The sequence below is a fragment of the Nonomuraea sp. bgisy101 genome (genome assembly GCF_057708945.1).
The window spans coordinates 47,158-72,627 of record NZ_JBYITD010000040.1; the positions used below are offsets into that span (position 1 = coordinate 47,158).

Here is a 25,470-nt window from a genome sequence, read left to right on the forward strand (position 1 = left end):
GACCCGCGCGATCCCATCACGCGCCCTCCGGCAGGTCGGGCAGGAGCTGCGTGATCAGCGAGACCCGCGCGGCGCCCTCGGGCGCCGCCTCGCCGGGCATGTCGCGGCGGTAGCGGGCGATGACCTCTTCCAGTTCCTCGCGCAGCCGCTGCGCCTCCTCGGGGGTGAGGCGCAGCGCGAACGAGCTGAGGTCGAGCACGCGCCGCCACTGCCCTGGCATTGTCTGCAGTTCGTTCAGCGTCCGCTGGGTACGCAGGTTGTACAGGGCGGCGATGGACTGCATATAGGCCAGCACCGCCTCGGGCTCCCGCTCTGCCAGTTCGTCGTCGCTGAGACGGGTGATGAGGTGGACCGAGCGCCACCAGCGCTCGCGGGCGTTGCCGCGCTCGGTGTCCTCCTCCACGAATCCGGCGGCGCCGAGCCTGCGCAAGTGGTAGCTGGCCGTGCCCGAATTCACCCCCAGACGCTCGGCCAGGCGGGTGGCGGTGGACGGGCCGTGTTTGCGCAGCAGGTCCACGAGTTGCACCCGCACCGGGTGGGCCAGTGCCCGCAGGCCTTTGGCGTCGAGGACGACCACGCTCTCGCGGGGTTCGGTCATGCCTCGAAGCCTAGACCGCAAACACTCATTCGCAAACACTCATTCGCGAAGAACTGTTGGCAATCATTGTAGAGAGGGTGAGCTAGACGTACTGATCCCGGCGACAAGCACCCAAACCTCTAGCTACTCGGCTGTGGGCTACCGGGGCTTCGACCGGGCCGCCGAGCCGGTGACCACGGATCCAGCCTCCTGCGAGGCACGGCCAGTCTCTGAGCCGCCAGGTCGGGTGCGCTTCACAACCAGTCCTTCTTCCTGAACAGGTTGTAGAGCACCACGCAGGCCAGGGCGGTGACGATGGTGGAGGTCCAGAATCCGACCGGCTGTTCCGAGCCGGGAAAGGGGACGTTCTGGCCGTAGAAGCCGAACACCATGGTCGGCACGGCGACGACCGCGGCCACGCCGGTGATCTTCTTCATGATGGTGTTCAGCCGGTACCCCTGCTGGCTCAGGTGCGTCTCGCGGATGTTGCTCACCAGATCGCGCAGGGAATCTGTCCATTCCGTCACCCGCAGCACGTGGTCGAAGACGTCCTGGTAGTAGGGCGCCAGCGCAGGCTCGACGACGTGCAGGTCACGCCGGAGCAGAGCGGCCAGCACCTCGCGCATGGGCAGCACCAGCCGGCGCAGGCCGACCAGATTCTTGCGCAGGGCGAAGGCATGGCGTTGCAGGTCGCTGCCGGGCGGTGTGTCGTCGAACAGGCGGTCTTCCAGCTCCTCGATCTGGCCGTCGAGCGCCTGGACGATGTCGAAGTGGCCGTCGACGACCTGGTCGAGCAGGCCGTACAGCAGGTAGCCCACGCCGTTTCCGGCCAGCTGGGGCCTGCTGTCCCACGCCTTGACGACCTCGTCGATGTCGAAGCCGTCATTCTCCCGCACCGTGACCAGCGCTTGACGGGTGACGAAGACGTCGATCTCCGTGGAGCGCAGGATGTCGCTGCCGGGTTCGAGACGGACGGCGTAGACGGCCAGGAAGAGGTGGCTGTCATAGACGTCCAGCTTGGGTCGCTGCCGGTCGTGTAGCACGTCCTCGACCGCGAGTTCGTGCAGGCCGAGCTCTTCGCTGATCGCGCCCAGCTCGGCGGGGGTGGGGGTGCACAGGTCGAACCAGACGGTGCAGGCGGGGTCGGCCAGATGGTCGGAGACATCGGCTATAGGGAAGCCCTCGGCGACCACGACTCCGTCCCGGTAGGCGCGGGTACGGCAGGACGGCGGCGCGGGCGGACGCTGCTCGAGCGATTGCCGCCCTCGGCCAGTGGGCCGGGAAGTGGAGGCGGGCGGTCGGTGGTCATGCGGCATGGTGGTTCCTCAGGTGGAAGGCGGGAGCGAGCTGGGTGACGTCCCCGAAATCTCTTATGGTCCTCCCTTCGGCTTGTGCGCATAGCCACTAATCCCGCATATCTACGTATTGCATACGGCTTCGCCTGCTGTACTGACCACAGAAACATCCGACCTGCGTAACTCGTCAAGCTGTGGCCGCTTCGCGAGGGCGGAAGGCGACCTCCTCGTTCTCGTTGTAGAGCACGCCCTTCTGGAGGCAGTGGTGCAGGCAGCCGAGCATGCGGTTGAAGGTGTTGCGCAGGGCGCTGGCGCCTTCGACGAGTTCCTCCGCGAACTCATCGTCGAGGGCACCCTCGAGGGACTGGCCTCGGCCCGAGCGCGCGGCCGCGTCGGCGGGCGGCCGGCGGCCCTGGACGCTCACGGGGTGGAGATGGCCCGCGCGCTGTACGAGATGAAGGGCGGTGACGGCAAGCGCCGCTACACCGTGCAGCAGATCACCGACCGGCTCGGCGTCAGCCGCGCCACGATCTACCGCCACCTCGATCCCGACAAGCCGGTCTCGGCGTAAGAGGAGCACGGTGCTGCCCCCGGTCACCTACTACGGCGGCAAGGCCAAGCTGAGCTTGTTCTCAAGGCAGGAGCGATCTCGCAGCGCCAAGGTTGAAGGTCAAGTTGGCGGAGCGGTGCGGCGGAGCCGTACCGCCACAAAGGCGAGCAGCCCGAGGGCGGCCAGCGCGAAGACCGCGTTGCCCATGAGGTCCACATTCGCGGGCGCTGGGAAACTCGGCGGCTGAGGGAAGCCGTGCCAGGCGTAGGTGACCAGCCCGGCAGCTCCCAGGGCGAACCTGTGCCCGGGTCCCCAGCCCGTGCGCCGGGACCAGCGCAGGATGAGCAGCGTCATCATGGCGTAGAGCGCGAGGTAGAAGCCGACCGTGATCCACGCGGGCACGACGGACTCCAGCTTGATCCCCACCATGGCGAGCAAGCTGGGGAGCCAGAACGCCAGCCCGGCCGCGATGGTGATCGCGAAGACGGTCCACGGGCTGGCCGGCGTGGCCGGGAGCAGGGGGCGGCGGAATCGAACCGACAGGAACGCGGCGATGATCAGGGCGACGGCCGTGATCAGCGTCCAGGCGATCTGAGCGGCCGACAGCGGGTAGATGGCCGGACCTGCCAGGGCGATGGGCACCGCGCCGCCTAGCAGGAACAGGACGGCGGACACGGTGAGGCCGACCTTGCCGAGCCAGGGGGTGTCCGGCCGGCGTGAGCCCGCCTCCACGATCGAGATCGGCACCGCGATGCTCCACACCCCGTGGATGGCCAAAACGAACACGGTCCAGTAGGCGCCGATGCCCAGTGCCGGAATGAACCCGTAGTCGAGCAGCCGCAACCCGACATAGTCGGGATCGAACAGCGACCGGGTGAGCAGGCCCTCCTCGATCACGGCATAGGCGAGCCCGAGCAGGATGATCCCCGGCCACCCCAGCCGCCACCGGCGGGCGACTTCACGGATTAGCAGCGCGCCACCGCCATAGAGCGGAATCAGTCCGATGATCATTGGTAGGGCGTCGATGGCGATGTTGCCCAGCAGGTACTCGCCGACCAGCGGCGCGAGAACCAGCAGGCCAAGCGCTGGAAGAATGCGTTTGAACACCTCTGCCCTCACCGGTTGTAGAGCTCTGCGCGCAGGGCGTTGCCCGAAGGGGCGGGATCGAAGGGGCAGGCGGGTGGGCGGTCGAGGGGCGGAGTGACCGGCTCGTCGCGATAGTACGTGTTCATCACAATTGAAAGCTACGTTGCGTTCAGAAATTCTGTCAATCAATCGACGCACATAAGTGCAGTTCAAAGCCAATAAATTGATGCGTTGACACTGAAGCTGAATGCAATGAAACATTGCATTGTGTGGCGCCGAACGCAATAGTGGCGTCATGGCAGAAGGAAGGTTGACCCAGCAGGACCGCCGGCGCATCGCGACCGGCCTCGCCGAAGGCCGCTCCTACGCCGAGATCGCCAGGCGGCTGGACCGGCCGACCTCGACGATCAGCCGTGAGGTCGGCCGCAACGGCGGCCCCGGCGACTACCGCCCCGAGCGGGCGCACCAGGCGACGGCGCGGCGGGCGCGGCGCGGCGCCCCGGCCCGTTCGCCCGATGCCGAACCCCAGGACCGCAAGGTCTTCGAGGTGGAAGAGGGAGCCGTCGAGATGGCGGTCGGGATGGGCCTGCCGAAAATGATGGCGCGCGTGCTCATCGGCCTGTGGCTGAGCGAGGACGGCAGGCTCACCGCGGCCGAGCTGTCGCGCGGGCTGAAAGTCAGTCCCGCCTCGATCTCCATGGCGGTGGGCTACCTGACCCGGCAGGGGCTGATCAGGCGCGAGCGTGATCCGCGGCGGCGGCGCGACATCTACGTGGTCGACGACGACGCCTGGTACCACTCGACGGTGATCAGCGCGCGGCAGACGCTCACGGCGGCTGAGATCACGAAGGCGGCGGGGCAGACGCTCGGGCTCGACACGCCCGTGGGACGCCGCCTGGCCAGGGGCGGTGCGTTCCTGGAGCGGATCAGCCTGGACGCTCTGGCGTCGGCCGAACGCTGGCGCGACCTCCCGCCGTGATCAGACCGCTGGGATTGTGCCCCGGATTCCCGTGCTGTGGTCCAATCGTCCCCTCAACGCCCACGAGGCCCTGTTCGACCCGCGAAACGAAAACTCCCGCTCCGAGCGCCACGCCAGCGGAACCATGTGACGAAACTCCGTGCGAGGCTCCCGAATGCGGCCTGACCGTCCGCCGGCCTGCGCCGGGACGTCGCCGCCGCTACTGCTCAACCGCCTGCCGAGTTCGCGCGCATCGGACTACGACGCGATCGTGACCTACTCCGGGTTGCCCGGCTGCGCGACATTCCCGCTCAGCGCCGGTCGCTTGGCGACGTCCAGCCGTACCTCACCGTAGGGCTGGACGTGCGAGGGCGCCTCCACCGCGGCGCGAGCGTGACATGCCGCCGGCACCTGGGGCGCTGGCCTGGCTGTCGGTCGCGGTCGTCCTCGGCGCCTACGCGCTGATCGCCACCGAACGCATCCACAGGGTCGCCGCCGCCCTGGGCGGCGCCGGGATCATGCTGCTGATCCACGCCAGCAACGCCGAAGCAGCGTTCTTCTCCAAGGAGAGCGGCGTCGACTGGAACGTCATCTTCCTGCTGCTAGGCATGATGGTGATCGTCGGCGTGCTCAAGCAGACCGGCGTCTTCGAGCACCTGGCGATCTGGGCGGCCAAGCGGGCGCGCGGCAGGCCGTACCGGCTCATGGTGCTACTGGTGGTGATCACCGCCGCGGCGTCCGCGTTGCTGGACAACGTCACCACCGTGCTGCTGATCGCGCCGGTCACCTTCCTGGTGTGCGACCGGCTGGCGCTGCCCGTCGTGCCGTACCTGATCGCCCAAGCGATGGCCTCCAACATCGGCGGCGCCGCGGCGACCAGGATCCGCACCACCCCGGCCGCGGCCGCCTGTATCGACCAGCCGGACAGGGCCAGTACCGCGCCGAGCAGCAGGCCGCCCGCGGCGGTGCCGGCGGCGAGCACCAGGGCCCAGGCGGCGGCGAGGGTGAACTTGGCGGCCACGATGGCAGAGCGGGAGGCGGGCAGGGCGAGCAAATCCTTGGCGGTGTGGTCGCTGAACTCGCGGCCGAACAGCCAGATGGCGATCATGCTGTAGACCAGCAGGCCGCCCACGGCGACCGCTTGGGCCAGCAGAGCCAGATAGCCGGGCCAGTCGGCGCTGGCGCCGGACAGCTGAGCCTTATCGCCGAGCAGTCCCAGCGAGCGGGCGCGAGTGGGGTCGGCCAGGATGAACATGAACAGGCCGCAGACGAGTGTGACGACGGTGAAGGCGAGCGCGGTGCGCCGCGAACTCCTGAACGGATCCTGATCCTCAGCGAACTCCACCTGGCCTTCGTGCTTCGCGAGTACCTGAACCACTACAACGGGCACCGGCCGCACCAGTGCCGGCAACAACGGCCCCCGGACACCGCAACGCAACCCGCTCGTGACACGACCCACCTCAACGACCTGCGATCCATCCGCCGAAAACCCGCCGTCACAGGCATGATCAGCGAATACCGGCACGCCGCATAACCACGGTTCAGGCCCCGTAACCCAATATTCGAGCGGTACAGGGTGGGGGAGGGCGGCCTGCGCAGCCGGCCGTTCCCACAGCACGGATACGACGGACCTGGCAGAGCGTAGTAGATCTCTACGGATCGGCATCGCACGCCAAGCAAGCCCGCGCGTCGCGGAATTCCGGAAACCCGCGGCCCGACCGAGTGCCGTTCAGGCAGGGAGAAGGCATGCCGGCACTCCCGGCCGACCCTGGCAAGCCGAAGGGAGGAGAGCATGAAGTGCGCCCCCACCCGTCACCTCCACCCCGGCCCGTGCGCGCGCTCGCCGCCCGCGCCGACAACCTGGCCGAGGCCATCGACGCGCTGGCGACGAGAGGTCGCGAGCCGACCCCGCAGACCGCGCCGGTTACCGGCTACCGGACGCCGCCGTCCTCACCTGATCACTCATGGCTCGACCCTACGAGCTCGCACAGAGAGAAGCTCGAGCGGGCCACCCCCACGATCCGGCACAACCGCTTCACCCCGAAGGCGTTCGCGTGGTCGGCGACGAACGGGAAGCGGTTCACCAGGTTTCGCCGCTGCGGGTGCGGCGATGTCGCGGGCCGAGGTGGAAGACCTGGTCACCGCGATCATCACCGCGCCGGTCAGCTAGCGGGAGCGGCGGTCGGCACGGGCTTGCCGAACATCGTGCAGGTCACGGCCATCTGGAGCGCCTGGGCGGCCTTGGCGATCTTCGGGTCGGTCTCGAACTCGGCCCACATCTCCGTCGAGATGAGGAGGGTCGCCGAGCGGGTGCCGGTGCGGTCGGTGGAGCTGGTGGCGACGTAGCCGGAGATGCCGCCTTCGTGACCCCAGAACGTGCCGCACGGGTGGGGAACGGTCTGGATGCCAAGCCCGTAGCCGAGTCCGTCCGGCTGCTGCGGGTCCATCGGCACGGTGGCGCGCATCTGTGCCAGCTGGGCTGCGGGCAGCAGCTTGCCGGACATCAACGCGGTGTTGAACCGGGACCAGTCCTGCGTGGTGGACACCACCGCCCCGGCTGCCCCGGCGAACCCGGGGTCGTTGTCGGAGACGTCCACGTGTCCGTGGTGGCGCGCCCCGGCGAAGTTCCTGAACTCGGCCGGCACACCGGGTGGCATGTGGGCGGCATCCGGTTCGTAGCCGTGGGCGTGGGGGCCACGCCAGGTGGCGTCCGTGGCGTAGTAGGTGTGCTTGAGATTGAGCGGCCGGGCGATCCGGTCCCGGAGCAGGTCGGCCAGGCTCGCCCCGGTGACCCGCTCCAGGACGGCGCCGAGCGCGGCGTAGTTGGTGTTGCTGTACGACCATTTCGTGCCCGGCGCGAACAGCGGATCGTGCTTCACCCCTACGGCGAGCAGCTTCGCCGAGGTCCACCGCCGCCGATCCCTTCCGAGCATCGACGGCCGGAGCGCGGCGTCGTCGGTGTAGTCGAACAGGCCGCTGGTGTGGTTCAGCAGCATGCGCAACGTGATCGCCTTGCCGCCCGGCACCTTGCCCGGCAGCCACTTGTCCACCGGGTCGGTCAGGGCGAGCTTGCCCTCGGCGACCAGTTGCAGCACGAGCGTGGCCGTCGTGGTCATGGTGGTGGATCCCATCCGGAACTCGTCCCCTGCCTTGAGCAGGTGATCCCGTCTGGTCCAGGCGGCCTGCTCGGCGATCTCGACCGGCCGGCCGCGGCCGTCGTCGACCCGCACGATCACGCCGGGCGCCCCGGCCTCCACCAGCTTCCGCGCCAACTGCTGTAGCTGAGCGCGCTGCGCCGTGGCGCCGCTGTCGGCGTACGGCGTGGCAGCTGCGGCAGCCGGGAACGCCGCGGCCAGGGCCAGACTCACGGCCAGCGCCGAAGCCGTGACCGTACGCAGCCACCGTGGCCGCGCACGATCCGACGAAATGACAGGTTGGGACATTGACCCGTTCCTCCGGGTGATAGGTGATAGGTGATAGGTGATGGGTGACGCGGACGGTCTCACCCTCCAACCCGCCGCTCACAAACCGCACACAGCACGCTGTCAGCAGCGCGACCGGTATCGCCCTGCCATGGGAGCAGGATGTCGACGAGCCGGACCTGCGCGACCGGCGCGCCGCCCGGGTCCGGTGCAAGGGCGGGGTGATGGACATCATCGTCTGGCGCACCGGCACAGACGGCGTTCTCCTCTGGGAGATGGCCACTGGTCATCGTGCAGGGTGCACCACCTCGGCTCGGACAGGACAACCTACCCGTGCTCACGTGGAGTCCGATTCCGCAGAGGGGTAGATCTGGATTTCCACTCCAGCATTCGCGGTGCGGCCACGCCTGGTTCAGCTTGGCCGCATTTCGTCAGAGCAGCGAAATTGGGGTGAGGCGAACCGCGCCCACACCCCATCCGATGAGCCGAGCCTGAACCTCAGAGGTCGCCTGAGCAGGAGAGCACCGAACCGTCCGTGAACTCCGCCGTCGACGTCACGCACACCTTGACATCGGAGAAGTCCGCGCAGGCATATGCACTGCTCGCACCCATGAACGTCGCGCCACACAGCCCAACTACCGCCAAAACCCGAATGATCATCTTCTTCATTTCCGCTTCCCCCAGAAGGATTTATTCGCGCTGAATGTTTCGTTCAAGGATGGCGTGGGCGATGGGCAATTTGAAGATCGACGGGTGGCAGGATACTGCGGAAGAGAAGGCAGCATCATGCAAGAGAAGTCAGGTCACGAATCGTCGGCGGACAACAGAGGGGCTCAGCGTGTCCAGACCGTGATGGAGGCGGCGGAAATAGGTGGCCCGGCTGATATGGAGCTGCAGGGCGAGTTGCTGGTGCGTCCGTGGTCTCCCCAGGTGGTGGTGCCGCAGGATCCTGTACCGCGTCAAGACGCAGTCGCGACGGCTCTGAGCTGTGGTTCGACTGAGTCCGCCAGCGTGGACAAGAGCACGCCTTGTGCCTGTTCGCCTGCTCTATCTGCTCACGGTCCGGGTGTTCGGCTGGCTGATGCTGCTGGGCCGTCGCCAGGCGTCGAAGGACGTGGAGATCATGGTGTTGCGGCATGAGGTGGCGGTGTTGGGGCGTCAGGTTGGGCGCCCGAAGCCGGACTGGGCTGATCGGGCCGTTCTCGCGGCGTTGGCCCGGTCGCTGCCGGCGGTGCTGCGCGCGTCACTCCGGCGACGTTGCCGGCGTGGCATCGTCGCCTGCTCCGACGCGCATGGATCTACCCGCATCGTGGCGGACGGCCGAGCACGAGCCAGGAGGTCCGGGCCGTGATCGTCCGCCTGGCGCGGGAGAACCCGGCATGGGGCCATCGACGGGTGCACGGTGAGCTGGTGCGGCTCGGCCACCGAGTCAGTGAGGCGACCGTGCGGCGCATCCTGCGCTCGCGCCGCTTCCGCCCGGCGGGGTCACCCGCCGCGATCGTCTCGATGGGCTGATCCACGAGTATGCGCAGGTCGCGTAGGACGGCCGAGTTTCTGGCACCCACAGGGTTCTCCACGAGTGCTCACATGCCGCTTGACCTGCGTGGACGGAGTTTTCGGCAGGTGCAGGGCTCTTCGTCGCGGCGTCCCGCCCGCACGATGCGGACCGGAGCCGGAGCCGGAGCCGACGCCGAAGCGACGGACAGCGGAACTGTGTGTGAAGTTGCTCGATTTAACCTAGTCATTTTCATAAATGGACGCTAGCCTCTCCTCAACCACATTCACCTGCCCCAGTGGCAACATGTGAGGAGCGGTAATATGTCACGCGTTACATGGATGGCGGGCGGACTGTCCGCCCTCCTCCTGGCCGCCGTCGCTGCCACCCCCGCGCACGCCAAGCCCGTGGCGGACGACGTCAGGGTGCTCGCCTGGAACATCTGGCACGGCGGCAAGGACCCGGCCGTTGGCGGCGAGAAGAACCTGCCGCTGCTGATCGACCAGCTCGTCGACATCTCGCCCGACGTCTTCCTGGCCGTCGAGACGTACGGCAGCGCCGAGGAGATCCGTGCCGGGCTGAGCGCCGGAGCGGGGAAGGGCGACTACACCGCCACCCGGATCACCTCGAGGTCGGCCGACAACCTGTGGATCTTCACGCACTACCCGATCACGCAGACCTACCCGAAGCCGGTCGGCGGCATCATCAACGACTTCTACTTCGGGGGAATCCGCGTCAAGCTGCCCAGCGGCCGGGAGGCGAACTTCTTCGACACCTGGGTCAACTACTCCGACCCCTGGGTCGGCGACATGATCGACGCCAACGCGGCGGCGGTCAAGAAGGGCGAGCCGAAGCCGTACTCCGACGAGGACGTGGTAAAGGCCGACACCACCGTGCAGTTGCCCCAGGTTACCGACATCATCAAGAACCACCTGCCGACCATGCTCGCAGGCAACACCGACCCGGTGATCCTGGGGGGCGACCTCAACACCTTGTCCGCCGCCGACTGGACCAAGGGCAGCGCCCACTGCCACTACGGCCTCTCCTACGACCTGCAGGCGACGGATGTGGTGACCGACGCGGGGTTCGTCGACACCTACCGCGCCGCCAACCGCAACGTGTGCAAGTCGCCCGGCAAGACCTGGAGCCCCCAGCCCGACTACGACTACATGATCACTAAGGACCGCATCGACTTCATCTTCGCCAAGGGCAAGGGGGTGAAGGTGCGTGACTCGTTCACGGTCGACGACCGGCTACCCGCCCACCAGCCCGGCAAGTTCTACTCCGACCACGCCGCCGTGGTGACGGATCTGGAGATCTCGCACTAGCCCCGTTTTCCGCACGTGAGTGATCCTCAGCGGAGGTCTCGTGGATCGATATCGAGGAGGTCCAGGAGGCGGAGTTGGAGGTCGGTGGGTTGCGGAATGGTCGGCGGTGATTGGCCGGAGCCCGGGATCAAACGGATGCCGGCCAACGCGTCCAGAATGAGCTTTCCGGTCGGGATGGCGGGCCGGTCGGCGTACAACCCGTCGGCTGCGGTGGCGCGGGTAGCCAGGGCGCGGCGGACCTGGCGTTCGATCAGGCAGAAGATGAGCAGGGCCAGGCAGATGACGGTGATCAGCGCGTTGAAGCGGCGGTTGTTCTGCAGATACAGGTGGGTGACGGCCAACGGGCCTTGAAGGCCTGGTAGCGGCGTTCGACCGTTTCTTGGCCCTGTAGCGGCGCAGCACCTGCGCGGCGTCGACGGCCTCGGGCGGCAGGTTGGTCAGCAGGGCGTACCAGCCGTCGGTGGCAGCTTCGGCATCGATCGCGTTCTGGTCGAAGTGCCAGGCCAGAGTGGGCTTGCCGGTGGCCGCATCGGCACCGATCTCGGCGTGCAAGTGGGCGGCCACCCGCCGGGTGCGGCAGATCACGGCGAGGCGGTCGGCGACCGCCTGCTCCGTGAGCGCTCTGCTGACGATCGGGGCAGGACGCCTTTCACAGTGCGGGTATGGCCACAAACCAGTCCGCGCGGGCAAGCAACTCGTCGAAGGTCAGGATCTCCGGCTCCGCCGTGTTGGGACGGTAGAGCTCGAAGGACCAGATCTTTCGCCAAGATCGCGGATGGCGCGATGAACGGTTCCTTGAGCCTGTGCCACACCCCTGGTCAGTTCCCTGGACGGGGCCCAGCATCCGGACCTGTACTCGTCGGCCGCGAGCAGTTAGGTCTTGTGGGTCTTGAACTCGGCGAATACGAGCGACTTGATACGGCCCGCCGTACGGAGCAGGGCGTCCGCGCGCTTTCCTGGACCCGAGATGGACGATCCGGCCACGACCTGCTCAAGCTTCTCGTGGCTCCAGGACGTCAACAACTGGCCTGCAAGGGAGATCCCGAGGATCCATGGGTTCTCGTCGAAGAAGCGCTGCCACACCGACTCCGCCCTCCGCTCGGCGCTCCTGGCCCGTTCGGCCTCGAAGTAGACGTCATCCTGGAGCAGTTTCCGAAAGCGCTCGACCTGCTGGCGGCGGTGAGCGATGGCGATGATGTCACGCGCGGTCTCGTCGTCGGTGACGAGCTTCCGGAAGCGTTCGGGATCCCTTTTGCAGACCGCCAGCATGGAGGTCGAGTCAGCGAACAGGTCGCGGATGAGCGCGTCGTCGATACGCTCCGTGGTGCGCCGCGCAACGGGGACGTCATCCAGATTTCGAATGAGCTCCAGCAGCCGTTCCGCGTCAGTGCTTGTTCTGAGCCGCGATCTTCCGCGCCGGTCTCGGCCGGTCCGCCGTGGCTGGCGACGCCACCGTCTGTTGCCGCAAGGCCCACGGGGACGCCGACGACCCGCGCCGGAGGTCGTCGGCACCGCGAGGAACATCAGGGGCTCCCGTCAGAGCGGCAGCGGGATGCGGTCGACGAGCCAGTACAGGCTGACTCCCACGATGGGGACCGACAGCGCGACCACCGCCCAGCGGGCCGCGGACGTCCGGCGCACCAGCACCAGCAGAGGGAAGAGCACAGCGATGATCACCAGCTGTGTCACCTCGATGCCGAGGTTGAAGCTCAGGAGCGACAGGAGCAGCTCCCACGACCCGCTCCCGTCGATGTCCAACGCGCCCGCGAAGCCCAGCCCGTGTAGCAGGCCGAAGGCGAAGACGATCGGCAGCCGCCATGTGCCCGACCTGCCCTCGTCGCGGCCCAGGAGGTTGACGAGCGCCACGATGATGATCGACACGGCGATGACCGGCTCGACGATCTCTCCCGGAACGTCCACGACCCCCAACGCCGCCAGGAGGAACGTGATGCTGTGGGCGGCTGTGAAGGCTGAGACCGTGACGACGACGTCGCGGAGCCGGCGCGCGCCGATGAGCAGCGCGAGCAGGAAGAGGACATGGTCGAGGCCGAGGGCCAGGTGCTCGGCGCCGAGCAGGAAGAACTCCCGGACCTGACGCGATGCCGGGCGCTCGCCGACCCGCAGCGTCGGGCTCTTGGCGTTCAGGAGCGCGGAGCCCTTCTCGCCGTCGAGGTGGTACCCGACCATTGTCTTCGTGCTGTGGACGAAACTCTCGGCATCGGGGAACAGCGCGCTGGAGATCGCGTGCACGCCCTCGCTCCCGCTCTGGCAGGTGTAGGCGAGGGTCAGCACCGCGAAGGCCGCCTTGCCGCGGGGGCGCACGTCCGCGTCGCCCACCGTCGCGGGCGAGCACGGCTTGTCGTCGTACGCCACGGCGAAGCGGCGCGTGACATAGTCGGTCACGGCGCCACGGTTGATCTTCAGCTGGCGCAGCTGCTCGGTCCGCTCCTTCGCCTCGTACGCCTCCGCGTAGAGCCAGGCCGACTTCATGAGCAGGTCGTACTCCAGGTCGAGCACGACCTTGACGTTCGCGCCCATGCCGGTCACCTCGGCGTGGGCGGTCGTGGTCGCATCGTGCGCCGCCGCCGGAGCGGGTTGGAGCAGGTCGGCCAGCACGCCTCCGAGGAGGACGGCGAGGACGACGGCGGACAGCCAGCGCCTGCGGGGCATGTCTTCTCTCCAGATCGAGGGGGAACGCCGCCCCGGGCCGGGTCCGGGGCGGCGGGAATCGGCTAGTGGTCGAACCAGCGGTACATGGGCGAGTCAGCTCCCCACGTGCCGGGGCGGCCGTGCTCGTCCTTGGTGACGAAGACGCTCGGCTCGGAGGCGGTCACGCCGCCGCCGGTGGAGCGTGCCGTGACGAACCAGGCGTAGGCCGTGTCGTCCTTGAGACGGTCCCAGGTCACCGAGGCGACCCGACCCGACGTGACCGTGCTCTTGCCGATGATGCGCGTGGGCTTGTAGAGCGCCAGCGAGTCGGTCTGGAAGCTGGTCGTGCGGGAGGTGAGATCGACCGGCAGCACCATGTTGTCCTCGCGCCCGTCGTAGCGGCGCAGCGGGTCGAACTCGCCGGCGCCGAAGTCGTTGAGCAGCGGGGAGTAGGTGTCGACGGTCAGCTCCGCCCGTTTGACGTTGAACTGCAGCATCCGGAAGAAGCTCGCGCCGAACTGGAGCTGGTCCTGCGGGTTGTACCCACCGATCTGGGTGAGCCCGAGACGGTCGGCCGACACCGTGTAGAACTGGTAGTCGGCCAGGAGTTCGACGACGCCGTTGCCGACCTGGCCGACCTTCGGCTTCACGTTGGTGCCCACGCCGTGCTCGTGGCCGGCGAGGATGAGGAAGACGTTCGGGTTCTTCTCGACCACCGTCTTGTACAACATCGACCCGTCAGGTGCGGAGAATCCGGTGCCGCGCCCGTCGGGATTGGTGCTCGGCACGAGGTAGTCGTGCGAGAGCAGGATGCCGTTGCGGTCGGAGAACTTCTTGAAGACGGAGTCGGCCCATTCGGCCTCCTCCCTCGTCACGCTGTACGACAGGCCGACCACGACGAAGTCCAGACCGCCCGCGGAGAACAGGTCGTAGTGGTTCTGGTTGTCGCCTTCCTTCCACGGACCGCCGTACTTGCCGTGCTGCCAGCCCTGCGACGCCCCCTGGTACCGGTCGGGACCGTAGTACTTGTTGTAGATCGCCTCCGGGCCGTTCTCGGTGCCTGACTGGTTGTCGTGGTTGCCGGCGATCACGCCGTTGGGGATGTTCGCCTCGTCCAGCACGCGCTGCTGCTTCGAGGACACCTCGAACTCGCCGACGACCTGCCGCTGCGTGGCCTCGTCGGCGGGCTTGCGGATGTTGTTCTCGATGATGTCGCCGGTGTGCGCGACGTACGAGATCTTGCGTTGGTCCTTGTTGTCCTTGATCCAGTTGACGATGCCGGAGTAGGCGGACTCCCACACCGCGCGCTCCTCCGCGGTCTCCTGCTCCACCGCGCCCTCGGAGATGTACTGGGTGTCGGTGAAGTGGACCATCGAGAAGTCGTAGGTGGCGGGGTCGGCGAAGCCGTTCGGGTCACCTGGCTCGATGTCGTCGGCGAACGGGTCCTCTCCCGTCACCATGACGTGGACCTGCTGCTCGTCGACGTTCTCCTGGTCGACGACGGCCGTGAGAGTGGTCTTGCCCTCGGCGGCGCCGCGGGCGCTGGTCAGGAGGTCCCACGCCTTGGTCTTCGTGTTCCACACCCTTAGCGACGCCAGCCGCTCGGGGTCGATGACGCCCTCCCAGCGCAGGACCGGGGAGTCCACGTGCCCCCGCACCTGGACGTCGTAGCGCTGGTAGGTGACGTCCTTGCCGGCGGGCGCGTCGAGCGTCTTGCCGTCGGTGGGCTCGAGCCCCTCCGCCTTGACGTGCGTCTCGCCCGGAACCCGCAGGGTCGTGGGCACGGACGGGGCCGTCCCCTGGAACACCTGGTTCGGAGTGAGGATCTCGGCCGCGGAGAACGTCGCCGTCACCTGGCCGCCATCGGGTTCGGCGACGTTCGCAGAAAGCGTGACGGGGTCCGACACGTCGGCGGCCCCCAACGCCGGGGTCAGCTCGGCCGGGACGTCCGGGATGCCTGCGGATTCGAACACGATCTCCCGGGTCGCGGTGTTGCCGAGACCGTCGGCGCCGGTCACGGCCAGGGTGTGCTTACCGGCGTGCAGGCCCGGCCCCACCTGAGCGCCCAGGTTGATCGGCTGGCCGTCGAGCTTGACGTCCGGCCCGGACACGACGCCGGAGGCGTCCTCGAGCTTGAGGTCCAGCACGACCGAGGCGGTGATCTTCTCGTCCGCGGCCGGGACGCTCGCGGCGACCTTCGGCGCCGAGTTGTCGGTGATCAGGACGCGGGTGGCGACCTCGCCCGCGGCCGACGTCGCGGCGATGGTGTGCTTGCCGTCCTTGATGGCCGTGGTGTCGAGGTCCGCTCGCAGACCACGGGCGGGACCGTCCACCAGGAACTCGAGGTCGATCTCGGTCAGCGGGTTCACGTTGTCGCCGCAGTTGCCGTCGCCCATGCTGTACGAGGCCTTGAGCATCTGGCCGGCCGCCGTGCCCTGCGCGGGGGTCAGGGCGATGTTGGAGATCGTGAAGTCGTCGCGGTTCTTGCCGCACGACGTCGGGAAGGTGCCGGCCACGAAGTCGACCGTGTTCCAGCCGGGCACGAGGAACTCGTTCGGGATGGTGAAGTCCACGCGCTTGCTCACGAAGTCGCCGTCAAGCACGACCTTCTGGCCGTTGACGAGCACGAAGTTCTGGTAGCGCGCCTCGATCGAGTTGCCGCCCACGTTGAAGCTGAGAGTCGCGTTGCCCGAGCCGAGCGTCTCCATGACGTGCGCCGCCGGGCCGTCGATCGTGTAGCGCAGCTCGACCTCGCGGAGCAGGGTCGGGCTGCTGCCGCAGTTGCCGTCGCCCATCTCGTACGACGGCTTGATGTCCTGGCCCGTCACGGTGGCGCCGTCGAGGGTGAGGGCGAGGTTCGCGATCGTGAAGTCGTCGCGGTTGTTGCCGCAGGACTCCTTGAAGTCCCCTGTGACGACCTTGATCGTGTTGTTGCCGGGCACCAGGAACCGGGCCGGGACCGCGACGGTCACGCGCCGGCTCACCCAGGTGCCGCCCAGGTCGATGCGCTTACCATTGACGAGCAGGAAGTTGTCGTACTTGTCGTCGATCGAGTCCGCGCCCACGTCGAAGCCGAGCATCGCAGCGCCGTTGCCGAGCGTGGCCTTCGTGGCCGGTTTGTCGCCGTCGACGGTGAGGGACCTGACGCCGCCCTCGCCGACGGCCGGGACCGTCGCGAAGACCGACTTGGTGCCTGCCACGAGGGTGCCGTCCGTGGGCAGCAGCCGAGGCGCCCCGGCCGGGCTGTTGTTCACTGTCACGGTGTTCTTGACGGTGACCCCGGCCGCGGTCGTGGCGGTGATGGCGTGCTCGCCGTTGGCGAGCGTCGTGGTGTCGACGTCAGCGGCGAGACCCGTGGTGCCCTGCGGGTCGCCCTGGATGAAGAACTTGAGCGTGGCGCGCTTCAGCAGTGTGGTGTTCGTGCCGCAGCTGCCGTCGCCGAAGGAGAAGGTGTAAGGGTTGTCCTCGCCGTCCGCGACCTCACCGAGCAGCTCGAGGCCCACGTCGGACAGGACGAAGTCGTCGTAGTTGAGGCCACATGACGACTGGATCGTGCCGACGACGATCTCGACGGTGTTCTCTCCCTTGACCAGGTGCTCGTTCGGGATCTCCATGGTCGCCCGCTCGTTCACATGGTCGCCGATGTCGCTCCGGTACGCCCCGTTGACCAGCACGTGGCTGTGATACTGCGCCTCGGTCGAGTTCGAGCCGACGTCGAACCTGAGCTTGGAGACGCCCACCGTCCGGGTGGCGTTGAGCGTGGTGTCGTCGATGGCGAGTTCCGTGACGCTGTCACCGGCCGCGGTCGGGACTGCCGCGACCTTCGCCCTGCCCTCGAGGAAGGAACCGCCGGCGGGGGTGAGCGATGGAGAGCTCTGGGAACTGGTCGGCGTCGCGGTGGGCCGTCCCCGATCCTGCGCCGCCGGGCTGGGGTCGGCGTGCGCCGCGGTCACGAGGCCGGTCGCGAGCAACACCGCGATCGCGGCTGCCGCGGCGAGACGCCCTCGGCTCCGTAAACCGCCCAGTGGTGTGCGTGCTGCCATTGGCTGCATCAGATGCAGTCCCTTCTCTTACGCATAAGCAGCCCATAAGCGGCATGCTCTCGGGTGGACACCCTGGAGCGCGCAAGTGAACGGTGTGCATGGGGAGGCTGAAGTGAACCGAAACTGTCATCTCATTCTGGTCATCTGTCACGACACAGGAACAACCAGGTCGCGCATCGACCAATAGGCGCGTACTGGAACATTGACGGCGGGAGCGCCCGCCCTCGGCCGGTGCCGCTCGGTAGGTGGACATTCACCGACAGGTGGCGCCCGGGACGGCCCCGTACGCCAGCCGGTCAAGGAACTGATTGTGCGGATGGCGCGGGAGAAAGGCGATCAGTGGTCGAGGGACGCCAGCGTGGGTGCAGCCATTCGAGCACTGCGGATCAGTTCGCCAGCTACTCAGGCACCGCACCTCTGGACGCCTCCAGCGGCGATCAGATCCGGCACCGGCTCAATACCGGCGGCAACCGCCAGCTCAACTGCGCCCTGCGCACACCATCGCCGTGTGCCAAGCCCGTGATCCCAGCCGCGGGCGCGTCTACCACCAGCGGTAAATCACCGAGAACAAAACCCCTGCCGAAGCCCGCCGCGCACTCAAACGACGCCTGTCCAACGTGATCTACCGAAGCATTCGAAAAGATCAACTAGGAGTCGCAGCGGCAGTCGCTTGACACACAGAGGCGCTACGAGGTCACAACGCCACGTCCGGCGGGTGCATCGAGCACCTCCCGCCCCAGGCCGACAGATCCCGTTGAGGACCCCGGGTCAGTCAGACGTTGGGTCAGGCCCTGGCGGGAGGTGCTCCGAACTCGGCGGGCCGCCCGTCGGCGGGCGATTCCGTGGCGTGAATCGGTCTGCGGCGGCGGGCGCGCTGCCCGGCGGCCTGCTGGGCGCGGTCGGCGAGGTAGCCGCCTGGCGCGCTGTTGCGTGCCACTTCGCGGCTGATCGTGGACGTGGGCCTGCCCAGCCGCCTGGCGATCTCGGCGTATCCCAGCCCTTCGACCATCCAGATCGCGATCTGCCGGCGATCGTCGTGGGTCAGCCTGCCTCCGGGCATCTGCTCGCCCTCCTGTCGGTTCGGTCCACGGGTGCGTTCACCAACAGTACATTGCAACGGCTGGTCGACATGGATTGCATTCATCAACAATGCTGTTGCAACGATTGGCGTAAAAGCCCAGCATTTCAAGCGCATCCTTTAGGCTCGTCGTTGACGATTCTTGAAATGCAACGTAGCCTTTTCTCGCTTGGAAAGAATCGCGGCGAGACGAGGAACCCCCTTATGGCAAGAGCGTTGGATGTGACCCGGATACGAGCTCGCGTCGCCGAGCTGCTCGCGGAATACCGGATCCCGAGCGCCGCGATCGGCGTCCTGCGCGACGGAGAGATCACCGACTTCGCCGTCGGCGTCAAGAGCATCTCTACGCGGGAAGCCGCGACGACCGGCACCGTCTACCGGTGTGGCTCCGTATCCAAGACATGGACCGCCCTCGCCGGTGCGGACCTACCTCGACCACAGCCTGAGCGCGGCCGGGGTGTCCCGTGCCTCGTTCGACCTCCTCGGCCGAGCACCCCGCTGAAGCGTCCGCCCAGGATGGACGAGACGGGCAGGCTCGCCCTTGAGCGGGGCCTCGCTTCGATCTCCCGTAAAAGGACCTGCGTCCGGTGTAAGTACTGCTCGGAATCCTGCAGGCCGAGGTCGGCACGGTGCCACGTGCCCTGGCCGGCGTCGACCGCGCCGAGCTGCCGGCCCGACTTGAGAGCGTCATCGCGAACGACGGCATCGAGTGACGAGTACGCCCCATCCCAGTCCTCCGACCTCCCTTCCCTAGCCCGAAACGCCGTTCGCGCTTCACTGATCGGCACATGAGCCCATGGCACCTCCCCCATGGGCCCCCTCCGCGCATACGACAGGGGCCACCGACTGTGAGACGGTTCCGCTCCTCGGCTGCACCCTCGTCTGCTCCGGGCACGCCCCCTGACGGCCGACGATCCGAAGAGCTCGATCGACAGCACTCTTCCGTGGCCTTCACCGGCCTTCGCGTGCTCATTGACCCAACCCTGTGCAGGCACAACCATGCCTGAACCCATTGCGCCGACCTCCGGCCTTTCTGTCATGCCCAAGGAGGCATAAATGTTCATGCTTCGCGCCCATGCCGGTCTGCTTGTCGCCGCCCTCACCGTGGCGGGGAGCGCCATGATGGCTCCTGCCGCCTCCGCGGCCGAGCGCGACCGTGGGCACGCCGAACTCCAACGCGTGCTTGATCAGGCCGTGACCAACGACGGCGTCCCCGGCATCCTCGCTGAGCTCAGGGACGGTCACGCGAAGCCATGGTTCGGCACGGCGGGGCTGGCCGACCTGAAGACCGGCCGCAAGCGCCGGGCGGATGAACACTTCCGCATCGGCAGCTTCACCAAGGCGTTCACCGGAACGGTGGTCCTGCAACTGGTGGCCGCAGGCAAGCTCACCCTGGACGACACGGTGGCGAAGTGGCTGCCCGGCATGGTGGAGGAGCATTTCGGCGCCGACGGCACCAAGATGACCGTCAGGCAGCTGCTCAACCACACCAGCGGACTCCCCGACGCCGTCCCCGGCCAGACGACCCCGCACCCAGAAGAGCCCGGCAAGCGCTTCATCTACTCCAAGGTCAACTACACCCTCGCGGGAATGATCGTCGAGCGCGCGACCGGCTCGACCCTCGCGGAGGAGATCGACAGGCGCATCGCCCGCCCACTGCACCTGACGGGCACGTATCTGCCGGGCACCGACAACACGATGCGCACCCCGCACGCCCGCCACTACTCGAAGTTCGACGGGGCCGGTCGTCCTACGGAGATCCATGATGTGACCAACGCGGACCTCAGCTGGGCGGGCGCAGCCGGGGGCATGGTGTCCACTACTACGGACCTGAACCGGTTCCTGCGGGTCCTGCTGCGCGGCCGTCTCCTCTCGCCCGCCCTGCAGAAGGAGATGTTCACCACCGTCTCGACGGAGGGCGCGGGCTGGGTCCCGAACACCCGGTACGGCCTCGGCATCTACTCGCAGAAGCTCTCGTGCGGGGTCACGCTATGGGGCGGCGGCGGGTACATCCAAGGCTCGGTGACCTACGCGATGGGCGACCGGCAGGGCGCCCACACACTGGTGAGCAACATGAACGGCGACTGGAACGACTTCCTGAAGACTTTCACCAAGCTCTTCGAGGCGCGCTTCTGCCCCGCGGTCAATCCGCACCCAGCCTCGTAAGCCCCGCCCGCGCTTACCACCACAATCGTTCGGGTTCGGTGAAGCTACTGGATGACGTCGGTGACTCGAGGCTCAGCCGGGTGGAGCCTTACCTGACCGGCATCCGGTACCAGTTGCACCTACATAGCCGCATCTACTGGTTGCGAGTCCGCCAAGTGTGCCGGGTCGATGAACGTTCACTGACGATCATGTTCCCTGATCGCGGCCTCCACGAGGACGCGGGCGGCCCAGGTCATGGCCTCCTGCTCAGCCTTCGGGTCGAGCCCGCGGACATCCCGGAGGGCCACCTGGGCCTCCCAGCCGACCACCATGTCAAGGCCGAGATCAGGCGCTGGTAGGAGTCTTCGCTCAGCGTGTCGCGCAGGGGCGCGCAAGCCTGATCCAGCCATTCGATCCGGTGTTGGCTGCGGCGTGGGCCGACCGGCTCCGGGGCGCCGTTCGTGGGCGGGTCGACAGTCAGGCGGATCATGCGGCGCCCCAAGGGAAGTGACTGCGGCGAGTATTCCAGCAGCGTCCGGATGAGTGCGTCCACCCGCCCGGCCGCGTCGTCGGCGAGCGCGAGATCGGACAGCGCCGCCTCGACCGGCGGTTCGTTCAGCGCGCCGGCCGTCGCGTCGACGAGCAGTTGGTCAAGGGCTGGGAAGTACATGTAGATCGTACGCCGCGACACGTCGGCGGCGGCCGCGATCTCATCGATGGACGGTGTCGCCCCGGCGGCGCTCAGGCGTACCGCCGCGTCGACGATCGCCTTTCGCGTGCGGCGGCGCTGCGCTTCACGGCCGCCGCCGCGGCTCGGGTCGTCAGAGAGTTGTCTCGCCCGTATGCGTAGCCGTACGGAAAGGAAGGTTGATCATGCGAGTGTTCGTGGCAGGCGGGACTGGTGTTCTCGGCCGCCGACTAGTCCCCAGTTGGTGGCACGGGGCCATCAGGTGACGGCGACGGCGACCAGCGCGGACAAGCTGGTTCTGGAGCAGATGGGCGCCGAGGCGGTCCTGAGGAACGGGCTGGACGCCCGATCGGTCGGCGAGGCGGTGGCCAAGGCCCAGCCGGAGGTGATAACGAACACCGGCCCCACCGGGCTCTCCAACAAGCCGCCCCGCTTCGATCACCTCGTTCGACGTCCGCCGACATGATCGACTCGGAGGTTGTCCTGACGGAATACCGACACGTCGCTTGACCTGGCCGGATGATTAATCGGCACCCGCAGTCCTCATGGGAGCGGGCCCCGCAGTCCTTATACACCGCGTATATACCTCCGGTATATAGTGCCATGTCATGACAGTCCCCTTGGCCCTCATGGGCCTCCTGGACCGCGAGCCCAGCTACGGATATGACCTGAAGCGCGCCTACGACACCTACTTCGGCAGGGGCAAGCCGCTTCCCTTCGGACAGGTCTATTCGACGCTCGGCCGCCTGGCCAGGGACGGCAAGGTCACGGCCGGTCAGAGCGAGCCAGGCGACGGCCCAGACCGCAAGCGCTACGCCATCACCCCGCTCGGCAAGCAGGAGGTGGAGGTGTGGCTGTCCGAGCCGGCAGCGGCGGAGCCGTTCCTGCAGACGGTGCTGTTCACGAAGGTCGTGCTGGCGCTGATGCTGGGCCACGATGCGCAGAGCTACCTCGACACTCAGCGCGCCACGCACATGCGGCGCATGCGCGAGCTGTCAGAGATCAAACGCGGCGGCGCCCTCGTGGACGCCCTGCTGGCCGACCACGCCCTGTTTCATCTGGAGGCCGACCTGCGCTGGATCGACGTGACCACGGCCCGCTTGGGCGCGTTGGCGGAAATGGTGCGCCACGCATGACCGTCGACGCCCTTCCCGTGCCGGGCCCGCTGCTGGAGGCCCGTTCCATCGACCGCTCCTACGGCCGGACGCAGGCGCTGCGCGAGGCCAGCCTGTCCGTGACGGCGGGAGAGGTTCTAGCGATCATGGGTCCGAGCGGCTCCGGCAAGTCCACGCTGCTGCACTGCCTGGCGGGGATCTTCACCCCCGACGCGGGCGAGGTCTGGTTCGACGGGCGGCGGCTGGACCTCCTGAGCGACGCTAGGCGGTCCGAGCTGCGCCGCACCGCGTTCGGCTTCGTCTTCCAGTTCGGCCAGCTGGTGCCGGAGCTCACGGCGGCCGACAACATCGCCCTGCCGCTGCTGCTCGGCAAGGCCAGGCGCAAGCGGGCCTACCAGAGGGCGGTCGGTTTACTGCAACGGCTGGAGCTGGACGACCTGGGCGAGCGGCGCACCGGCGAGCTGTCCGGAGGGCAGGCGCAGCGGGTGGCGATCGCCAGGGCGCTGGTGACGCGCCCCAAGGTGATCTTCGCGGACGAGCCTACCGGCGCGCTCGACTCGCTCGCCGGCGAGAAGGTCATGGAACTGCTCGTCGGCCTGGCTCGCCAGGAGGGCACGACCGTGATCGTGGTGACCCACGACGCCCGCGTCGCCGCCTGCGCCGACCGAGAGGTCATGGTGCGTGACGGCAAGGTCACCGACCCCTACGCCGGCGAGGCCGTCCGATGACGCTCTGGCTGGGGCTGCGGCTGGCGCTGCGCGGCGGCCGGGAGGCGGCCGTCCGGCTGGCGCTCGTCACTTCCGCCGTCGCTCTGGGGGTGACGGTGCTGCTGTCCACGGTGGCGCTGTTCAACGCCTTCCAGGTCACCGCGAGCCGCCCGTGCTGGGAGTGCACGATCGGTTCCGCACCGGGCGGCTGGGCCCTCGGCGCCACCTCGGGCGCGGTGCTGTGGAACCACCGCCAGGACTCCTACGCGGGCCGCCCGATCAAGCGGCTCGACGTCGCCATCCTCGACGCGAGAACACTCACGCCGACCATGCCCGGCCTCCCCGCACTGCCTGGCGCGGGGCGGTACCACGTCTCGCCCGCGCTCGCCGAGCTGATGGATGCAGTGCCGCGCGAGCAGCTCGCCGACCGCTTCCCCGGCACCCGCGCCGGCCTGATCGGACGGGCGGCGCTGTCCGGCCCTGATGACCTGGTCGTCGTCGTTGGCCAGACCCCCGACGGGCTGGCCGCCATGGCCGGCACCGTGGCCGTCGACGCCGTCGACACCACCCCGGTCACGGACGAAACCACGGCCCTCTACGAGCACGGCTTCGGCATCGCCGCCATCGGCCTGATCTTCCCGCTGGTCGTCCTCGTCGGCACGGCCACGCGCCTGGCCGCCGCCCGCCGCGAGGCGCGCTTCGCGGCGATCAGGCTGGCGGGCGCCACTGCGCGCCAGATCAGCGCGATCGCCTCGGTGGACGCGGCTCTCGGCGCGCTGCTGGGCGCGCTCGCCGGCATCGCGGTCTTCCAGGCGCTGCGGCCCGCCCTGTCCGGCGTCGCCATCACCGGCTCCCGCTTCTTCCCAGACGTGGTCGCGCCCACCGCGCTGCAGTACGCCGCCGTGGTCGCGGGCGTACCGCTCGCCGCCGCCGGCGCCGCCCTGTGGTCACTGCGCCGGGTGCGGATCACGCCACTCGGCGCGGCACGCAAGCTGCGGGCCTCCGCTCCGGGTTGGTGGCGGGTGCTCCCGCTCCTGGCGGGGCTGGGGTTGTTCGCGGGTCCTGTGTTCGCAGGCGGCAACGACCCGAATGCGGTACTCGTCGACGTCGGCCTGGTACTGATCATGGTCGGTCTCGTGGTGGCCGGGCCGTGGCTGACGATGCTGGCCGCGCGGCTGGCCGCCCGGGTCACGTCCGGCGCGGCGACACTGCTGGCCGCGCAGCGGCTGGCGGCCGACCCGAAGAGCGCCTTCCGGTCGGTGAACGGGATCGTGCTGGCGGTCTTCATCGGCACGGCCGTCGCCGGCATCGTCCCCGCCGTCGTCTCGGGCCAGGAGGCGGCGGGCGGCGGCACGCTGAACGAGGTCATGCGGGCGTCGTTCGGGTACGGCGAGGCCGCCGAGGGCCTGCCTCTGCCGCCTGGCACGGCGGCCGAGCTGCTCGCCAAGGTACGCGCCCATCCCGGTGTCACTGTGCTGCCGATCTACCGCAGGGGCGAGACCGAGACGCCGGCCCCGCCCGACGGGCCTCCGCCGTGCGACCCGGGCCCCGGCTGTCGCCTCGACTTCCTGCTCGGCCACGTGGTCGAATGCGGCGCCCTGACCGGCTTCCCGGCGCTCGGCCGGTGCGCCCAGGACACCCGAGTGGTGACAGCCGACTTCAATCGGCTGCTGACCAGCGACAACATGCTCTCCGTCGACCGCAACCTGCCGATCGTGGACGCTGCCAACCCTGCCGCTGGCTCCGCCAACTCAGGAAAGCACGAACAGGCCGCCTCAGCCGGCTTGCCCCTGGCGGCGGTGCTGATCCGCGTGGACGACCCGGCCGTCCGTGAGCAGATCCGCACACTACTCACCCCGTACGTCGCCCGCTCCGGCAGCGCCGAGACGCCGCAGACGTTCGCCGAGGTCGCCCAGGCCCGCGCGGTGCTGCTGGAGCAGGTGGAACGTGTCGCGCTGGCGATCGTCGCCCTGACCCTGCTGGTGGCGGGCTGCGGCCTGCTGGTGGCGGTCGCCGGCGGCGTGGTGGAGCGCAGGCAGCCATTCACGCTGCTGCGGTTGTGCGGTACGCCGACACGGACCCTGTCCAGGGTGGTGCTGCTGGAGACGGCGGCCCCCGTGGTGCTGGCCGCCCTGGTGGCGGCGGTTGCGGGCTTCGGCGTGGCCAAGCCGATGATCGACCAGCTGGCGATCAAGAGCGCGCCGGCGGCGCTGCCAGGCCCCGTCTACTTCTTGACCGTCGGCGGCGGGCTGCTGGCCGCCCTGCTGGTGATCCTCGCCGGCCTGCCGCTGCTCAAGCGCGTGACCGCGCCCGACAACGCCCGCTTCGAATAGG

General features: G+C 68.3%; 24 protein-coding genes and 3 pseudogenes. 14 read left to right on the forward strand and 13 right to left on the reverse strand.

The window, feature by feature from the left end:
- Window positions 1-16: 16 nt before the first annotated feature.
- The 3 genes from AC3EO4_RS46850 to AC3EO4_RS46860 form a co-directional block, all read right to left on the reverse strand.
- Window positions 17-598 (reverse strand): ArsR/SmtB family transcription factor, encoded by a 582-nt coding sequence (locus AC3EO4_RS46850; protein WP_379573407.1) that lies wholly within the window; start codon window positions 596-598, stop codon window positions 17-19.
- Window positions 599-831: 233 nt separating this feature from the next.
- The gene (locus tag AC3EO4_RS46855; RefSeq protein WP_431902498.1) at window positions 832-1,893 is read right to left on the reverse strand and encodes a magnesium transporter CorA family protein; all 1,062 of its coding nucleotides are present in this window, start codon (window positions 1,891-1,893) and stop codon (window positions 832-834) included.
- A 166-nt stretch (window positions 1,894-2,059) separates the two neighbouring features.
- Entirely contained in the window at window positions 2,060-2,296 is a 237-nt protein-coding gene (locus AC3EO4_RS46860; protein ID WP_431902500.1) for a hypothetical protein, read from the reverse strand.
- A 9-nt stretch (window positions 2,297-2,305) separates the two neighbouring features.
- Between AC3EO4_RS46860 and AC3EO4_RS46865 the strand changes: the two genes are divergently transcribed.
- A complete protein-coding gene (locus AC3EO4_RS46865; RefSeq protein ID WP_431902540.1) occupies window positions 2,306-2,443 on the forward strand; it encodes a hypothetical protein in 138 nt (45 codons plus the stop codon).
- A 99-nt stretch (window positions 2,444-2,542) separates the two neighbouring features.
- On the opposite strand, the gene AC3EO4_RS46870 is transcribed toward AC3EO4_RS46865, so the two are convergent.
- Window positions 2,543-3,529: a hypothetical protein gene (locus AC3EO4_RS46870; RefSeq protein WP_431902502.1), complete on the reverse strand. Its 987-nt coding sequence runs from the start codon at window positions 3,527-3,529 to the stop codon at window positions 2,543-2,545.
- A 274-nt stretch (window positions 3,530-3,803) separates the two neighbouring features.
- Here AC3EO4_RS46870 and AC3EO4_RS46875 point away from each other — a divergent pair, with 274 nt between their 5' ends.
- Window positions 3,804-4,487 carry a helix-turn-helix domain-containing protein gene (locus AC3EO4_RS46875; RefSeq protein WP_431902504.1) on the forward strand — a complete coding sequence of 228 codons (684 nt, stop codon included), beginning with the start codon at window positions 3,804-3,806 and terminating at the stop codon, window positions 4,485-4,487.
- A gap of 377 nt (window positions 4,488-4,864) precedes the next feature.
- A pseudogene (locus AC3EO4_RS46880) lies at window positions 4,865-5,326 on the forward strand (ArsB/NhaD family transporter); the annotation flags it as partial.
- Window positions 5,327-5,403: 77 nt separating this feature from the next.
- Here the strand turns inward: AC3EO4_RS46880 and AC3EO4_RS46885 are convergent.
- Window positions 5,404-5,574 (reverse strand): annotated as a pseudogene (locus AC3EO4_RS46885) (ABC transporter permease); the annotation flags it as partial.
- On the opposite strand from AC3EO4_RS46885, the gene AC3EO4_RS46890 reads away from it, so the two are divergent.
- Window positions 5,533-6,000 (forward strand): hypothetical protein, encoded by a 468-nt coding sequence (locus tag AC3EO4_RS46890; RefSeq protein WP_431902506.1) that lies wholly within the window; start codon window positions 5,533-5,535, stop codon window positions 5,998-6,000. The pseudogene AC3EO4_RS46885 and the gene AC3EO4_RS46890 overlap by 42 nt on opposite strands.
- Window positions 6,001-6,628: 628 nt before the next feature.
- On the opposite strand, the gene AC3EO4_RS46895 is transcribed toward AC3EO4_RS46890, so the two are convergent.
- Window positions 6,629-7,834, reverse strand: coding sequence for a serine hydrolase domain-containing protein (locus AC3EO4_RS46895; RefSeq protein ID WP_431902508.1), 1,206 nt, complete (start codon window positions 7,832-7,834; stop codon window positions 6,629-6,631).
- Between the two features lie 552 nt (window positions 7,835-8,386).
- Complete coding sequence (locus AC3EO4_RS46900; RefSeq protein WP_379574586.1) at window positions 8,387-8,557, reverse strand: hypothetical protein; 171 nt, start codon at window positions 8,555-8,557, stop codon at window positions 8,387-8,389.
- Window positions 8,558-8,918: 361 nt separating this feature from the next.
- On the opposite strand from AC3EO4_RS46900, the gene AC3EO4_RS46905 reads away from it, so the two are divergent.
- From AC3EO4_RS46905 to AC3EO4_RS46915, 3 genes are all read left to right on the forward strand, one after another.
- Window positions 8,919-9,239, forward strand: coding sequence for a hypothetical protein (locus tag AC3EO4_RS46905; RefSeq protein WP_431902545.1), 321 nt, complete (start codon window positions 8,919-8,921; stop codon window positions 9,237-9,239).
- Entirely contained in the window at window positions 9,146-9,403 is a 258-nt protein-coding gene (locus AC3EO4_RS46910; RefSeq protein ID WP_431902510.1) for a helix-turn-helix domain-containing protein, read from the forward strand. Before AC3EO4_RS46905 ends, AC3EO4_RS46910 begins: the two co-directional genes overlap by 94 nt.
- A gap of 303 nt (window positions 9,404-9,706) precedes the next feature.
- Window positions 9,707-10,711 carry an endonuclease/exonuclease/phosphatase family protein gene (locus tag AC3EO4_RS46915; RefSeq protein WP_431902512.1) on the forward strand — a complete coding sequence of 335 codons (1,005 nt, stop codon included), beginning with the start codon at window positions 9,707-9,709 and terminating at the stop codon, window positions 10,709-10,711.
- 26 nt (window positions 10,712-10,737) lie between these two features.
- Here the strand turns inward: AC3EO4_RS46915 and AC3EO4_RS46920 are convergent, their stop codons facing one another.
- The 4 genes from AC3EO4_RS46920 to AC3EO4_RS46935 all read right to left on the reverse strand — a co-directional run bounded on the left by AC3EO4_RS46920 (window position 10,738) and on the right by AC3EO4_RS46935 (window position 17,403).
- Window positions 10,738-11,052, reverse strand: coding sequence for a hypothetical protein (locus tag AC3EO4_RS46920; RefSeq protein WP_431902513.1), 315 nt, complete (start codon window positions 11,050-11,052; stop codon window positions 10,738-10,740).
- 532 nt (window positions 11,053-11,584) lie between these two features.
- Window positions 11,585-12,235, reverse strand: a complete 651-nt coding sequence (locus tag AC3EO4_RS46925; RefSeq protein ID WP_379574590.1) for a Shedu anti-phage system protein SduA domain-containing protein — start codon at window positions 12,233-12,235, stop codon at window positions 11,585-11,587.
- A gap of 12 nt (window positions 12,236-12,247) precedes the next feature.
- Window positions 12,248-13,381 carry a HupE/UreJ family protein gene (locus AC3EO4_RS46930; RefSeq protein WP_379574591.1) on the reverse strand — a complete coding sequence of 378 codons (1,134 nt, stop codon included), beginning with the start codon at window positions 13,379-13,381 and terminating at the stop codon, window positions 12,248-12,250.
- Between the two features lie 62 nt (window positions 13,382-13,443).
- The gene (locus AC3EO4_RS46935) at window positions 13,444-17,403 is read right to left on the reverse strand and encodes a metallophosphoesterase (protein WP_379574592.1); all 3,960 of its coding nucleotides are present in this window, start codon (window positions 17,401-17,403) and stop codon (window positions 13,444-13,446) included.
- Between the two features lie 339 nt (window positions 17,404-17,742).
- Here AC3EO4_RS46935 and AC3EO4_RS46940 point away from each other — a divergent pair, with 339 nt between their 5' ends.
- Complete coding sequence (locus AC3EO4_RS46940) at window positions 17,743-18,024, forward strand: transposase (protein ID WP_379574593.1); 282 nt, start codon at window positions 17,743-17,745, stop codon at window positions 18,022-18,024.
- 190 nt (window positions 18,025-18,214) lie between these two features.
- Here the strand turns inward: AC3EO4_RS46940 and AC3EO4_RS46945 are convergent.
- Window positions 18,215-18,463: pseudogene (locus AC3EO4_RS46945) on the reverse strand (helix-turn-helix domain-containing protein); the annotation flags it as partial.
- 222 nt (window positions 18,464-18,685) lie between these two features.
- On the opposite strand from AC3EO4_RS46945, the gene AC3EO4_RS46950 reads away from it, so the two are divergent.
- Both AC3EO4_RS46950 and AC3EO4_RS46955 read left to right on the forward strand, forming a co-directional pair.
- A complete protein-coding gene (locus tag AC3EO4_RS46950; protein ID WP_431902542.1) occupies window positions 18,686-19,273 on the forward strand; it encodes a serine hydrolase in 588 nt (195 codons plus the stop codon).
- Window positions 19,274-19,537: 264 nt separating this feature from the next.
- Window positions 19,538-20,647 (forward strand): serine hydrolase domain-containing protein, encoded by a 1,110-nt coding sequence (locus tag AC3EO4_RS46955; RefSeq protein WP_431902516.1) that lies wholly within the window; start codon window positions 19,538-19,540, stop codon window positions 20,645-20,647.
- 232 nt (window positions 20,648-20,879) lie between these two features.
- Here the strand turns inward: AC3EO4_RS46955 and AC3EO4_RS46960 are convergent, their stop codons facing one another.
- Window positions 20,880-21,470: a TetR/AcrR family transcriptional regulator gene (locus AC3EO4_RS46960; protein ID WP_431902543.1), complete on the reverse strand. Its 591-nt coding sequence runs from the start codon at window positions 21,468-21,470 to the stop codon at window positions 20,880-20,882.
- 88 nt (window positions 21,471-21,558) lie between these two features.
- On the opposite strand from AC3EO4_RS46960, the gene AC3EO4_RS46965 reads away from it, so the two are divergent.
- From AC3EO4_RS46965 to AC3EO4_RS46980, 4 genes are all read left to right on the forward strand, one after another.
- Window positions 21,559-21,780, forward strand: a complete 222-nt coding sequence (locus tag AC3EO4_RS46965) for a hypothetical protein (RefSeq protein WP_431902518.1) — start codon at window positions 21,559-21,561, stop codon at window positions 21,778-21,780.
- A gap of 142 nt (window positions 21,781-21,922) precedes the next feature.
- Entirely contained in the window at window positions 21,923-22,450 is a 528-nt protein-coding gene (locus AC3EO4_RS46970; RefSeq protein WP_379574598.1) for a PadR family transcriptional regulator, read from the forward strand.
- Window positions 22,447-23,157 (forward strand): ABC transporter ATP-binding protein, encoded by a 711-nt coding sequence (locus AC3EO4_RS46975; protein WP_379574600.1) that lies wholly within the window; start codon window positions 22,447-22,449, stop codon window positions 23,155-23,157. Before AC3EO4_RS46970 ends, AC3EO4_RS46975 begins: the two co-directional genes overlap by 4 nt.
- On the forward strand, window positions 23,154-25,469 hold the full coding sequence (locus AC3EO4_RS46980) for an FtsX-like permease family protein (RefSeq protein WP_431902521.1): 2,316 nt from the start codon (window positions 23,154-23,156) through the stop codon (window positions 25,467-25,469). Before AC3EO4_RS46975 ends, AC3EO4_RS46980 begins: the two co-directional genes overlap by 4 nt.
- The last annotated feature ends 1 nt before the right edge of the window (window position 25,470 follow it).

Coding starts and splice junctions, on each gene's coding strand:
- AC3EO4_RS46930 (WP_379574591.1), bottom strand. CDS start 13,381: ATGCCCCGCAGGCGCTGGCTGTCCGCCGTCGTCCTCGCCGTCCTCCTC.
- AC3EO4_RS46980 (WP_431902521.1), top strand. CDS start 23,154: ATGACGCTCTGGCTGGGGCTGCGGCTGGCGCTGCGCGGCGGCCGGGAG.
- AC3EO4_RS46925 (WP_379574590.1), bottom strand. CDS start 12,235: ATGTTCCTCGCGGTGCCGACGACCTCCGGCGCGGGTCGTCGGCGTCCC.
- AC3EO4_RS46915 (WP_431902512.1), top strand. CDS start 9,707: ATGTCACGCGTTACATGGATGGCGGGCGGACTGTCCGCCCTCCTCCTG.
- AC3EO4_RS46850 (WP_379573407.1), bottom strand. CDS start 598: ATGACCGAACCCCGCGAGAGCGTGGTCGTCCTCGACGCCAAAGGCCTG.
- AC3EO4_RS46855 (WP_431902498.1), bottom strand. CDS start 1,893: ATGCCGCATGACCACCGACCGCCCGCCTCCACTTCCCGGCCCACTGGC.
- AC3EO4_RS46935 (WP_379574592.1), bottom strand. CDS start 17,403: ATGGCAGCACGCACACCACTGGGCGGTTTACGGAGCCGAGGGCGTCTC.
- AC3EO4_RS46900 (WP_379574586.1), bottom strand. CDS start 8,557: ATGAAGAAGATGATCATTCGGGTTTTGGCGGTAGTTGGGCTGTGTGGC.
- AC3EO4_RS46955 (WP_431902516.1), top strand. CDS start 19,538: ATGTTCATGCTTCGCGCCCATGCCGGTCTGCTTGTCGCCGCCCTCACC.
- AC3EO4_RS46875 (WP_431902504.1), top strand. CDS start 3,804: ATGGCAGAAGGAAGGTTGACCCAGCAGGACCGCCGGCGCATCGCGACC.
- AC3EO4_RS46950 (WP_431902542.1), top strand. CDS start 18,686: ATGGCAAGAGCGTTGGATGTGACCCGGATACGAGCTCGCGTCGCCGAG.
- AC3EO4_RS46975 (WP_379574600.1), top strand. CDS start 22,447: ATGACCGTCGACGCCCTTCCCGTGCCGGGCCCGCTGCTGGAGGCCCGT.
- AC3EO4_RS46865 (WP_431902540.1), top strand. CDS start 2,306: ATGGCCCGCGCGCTGTACGAGATGAAGGGCGGTGACGGCAAGCGCCGC.
- AC3EO4_RS46970 (WP_379574598.1), top strand. CDS start 21,923: ATGACAGTCCCCTTGGCCCTCATGGGCCTCCTGGACCGCGAGCCCAGC.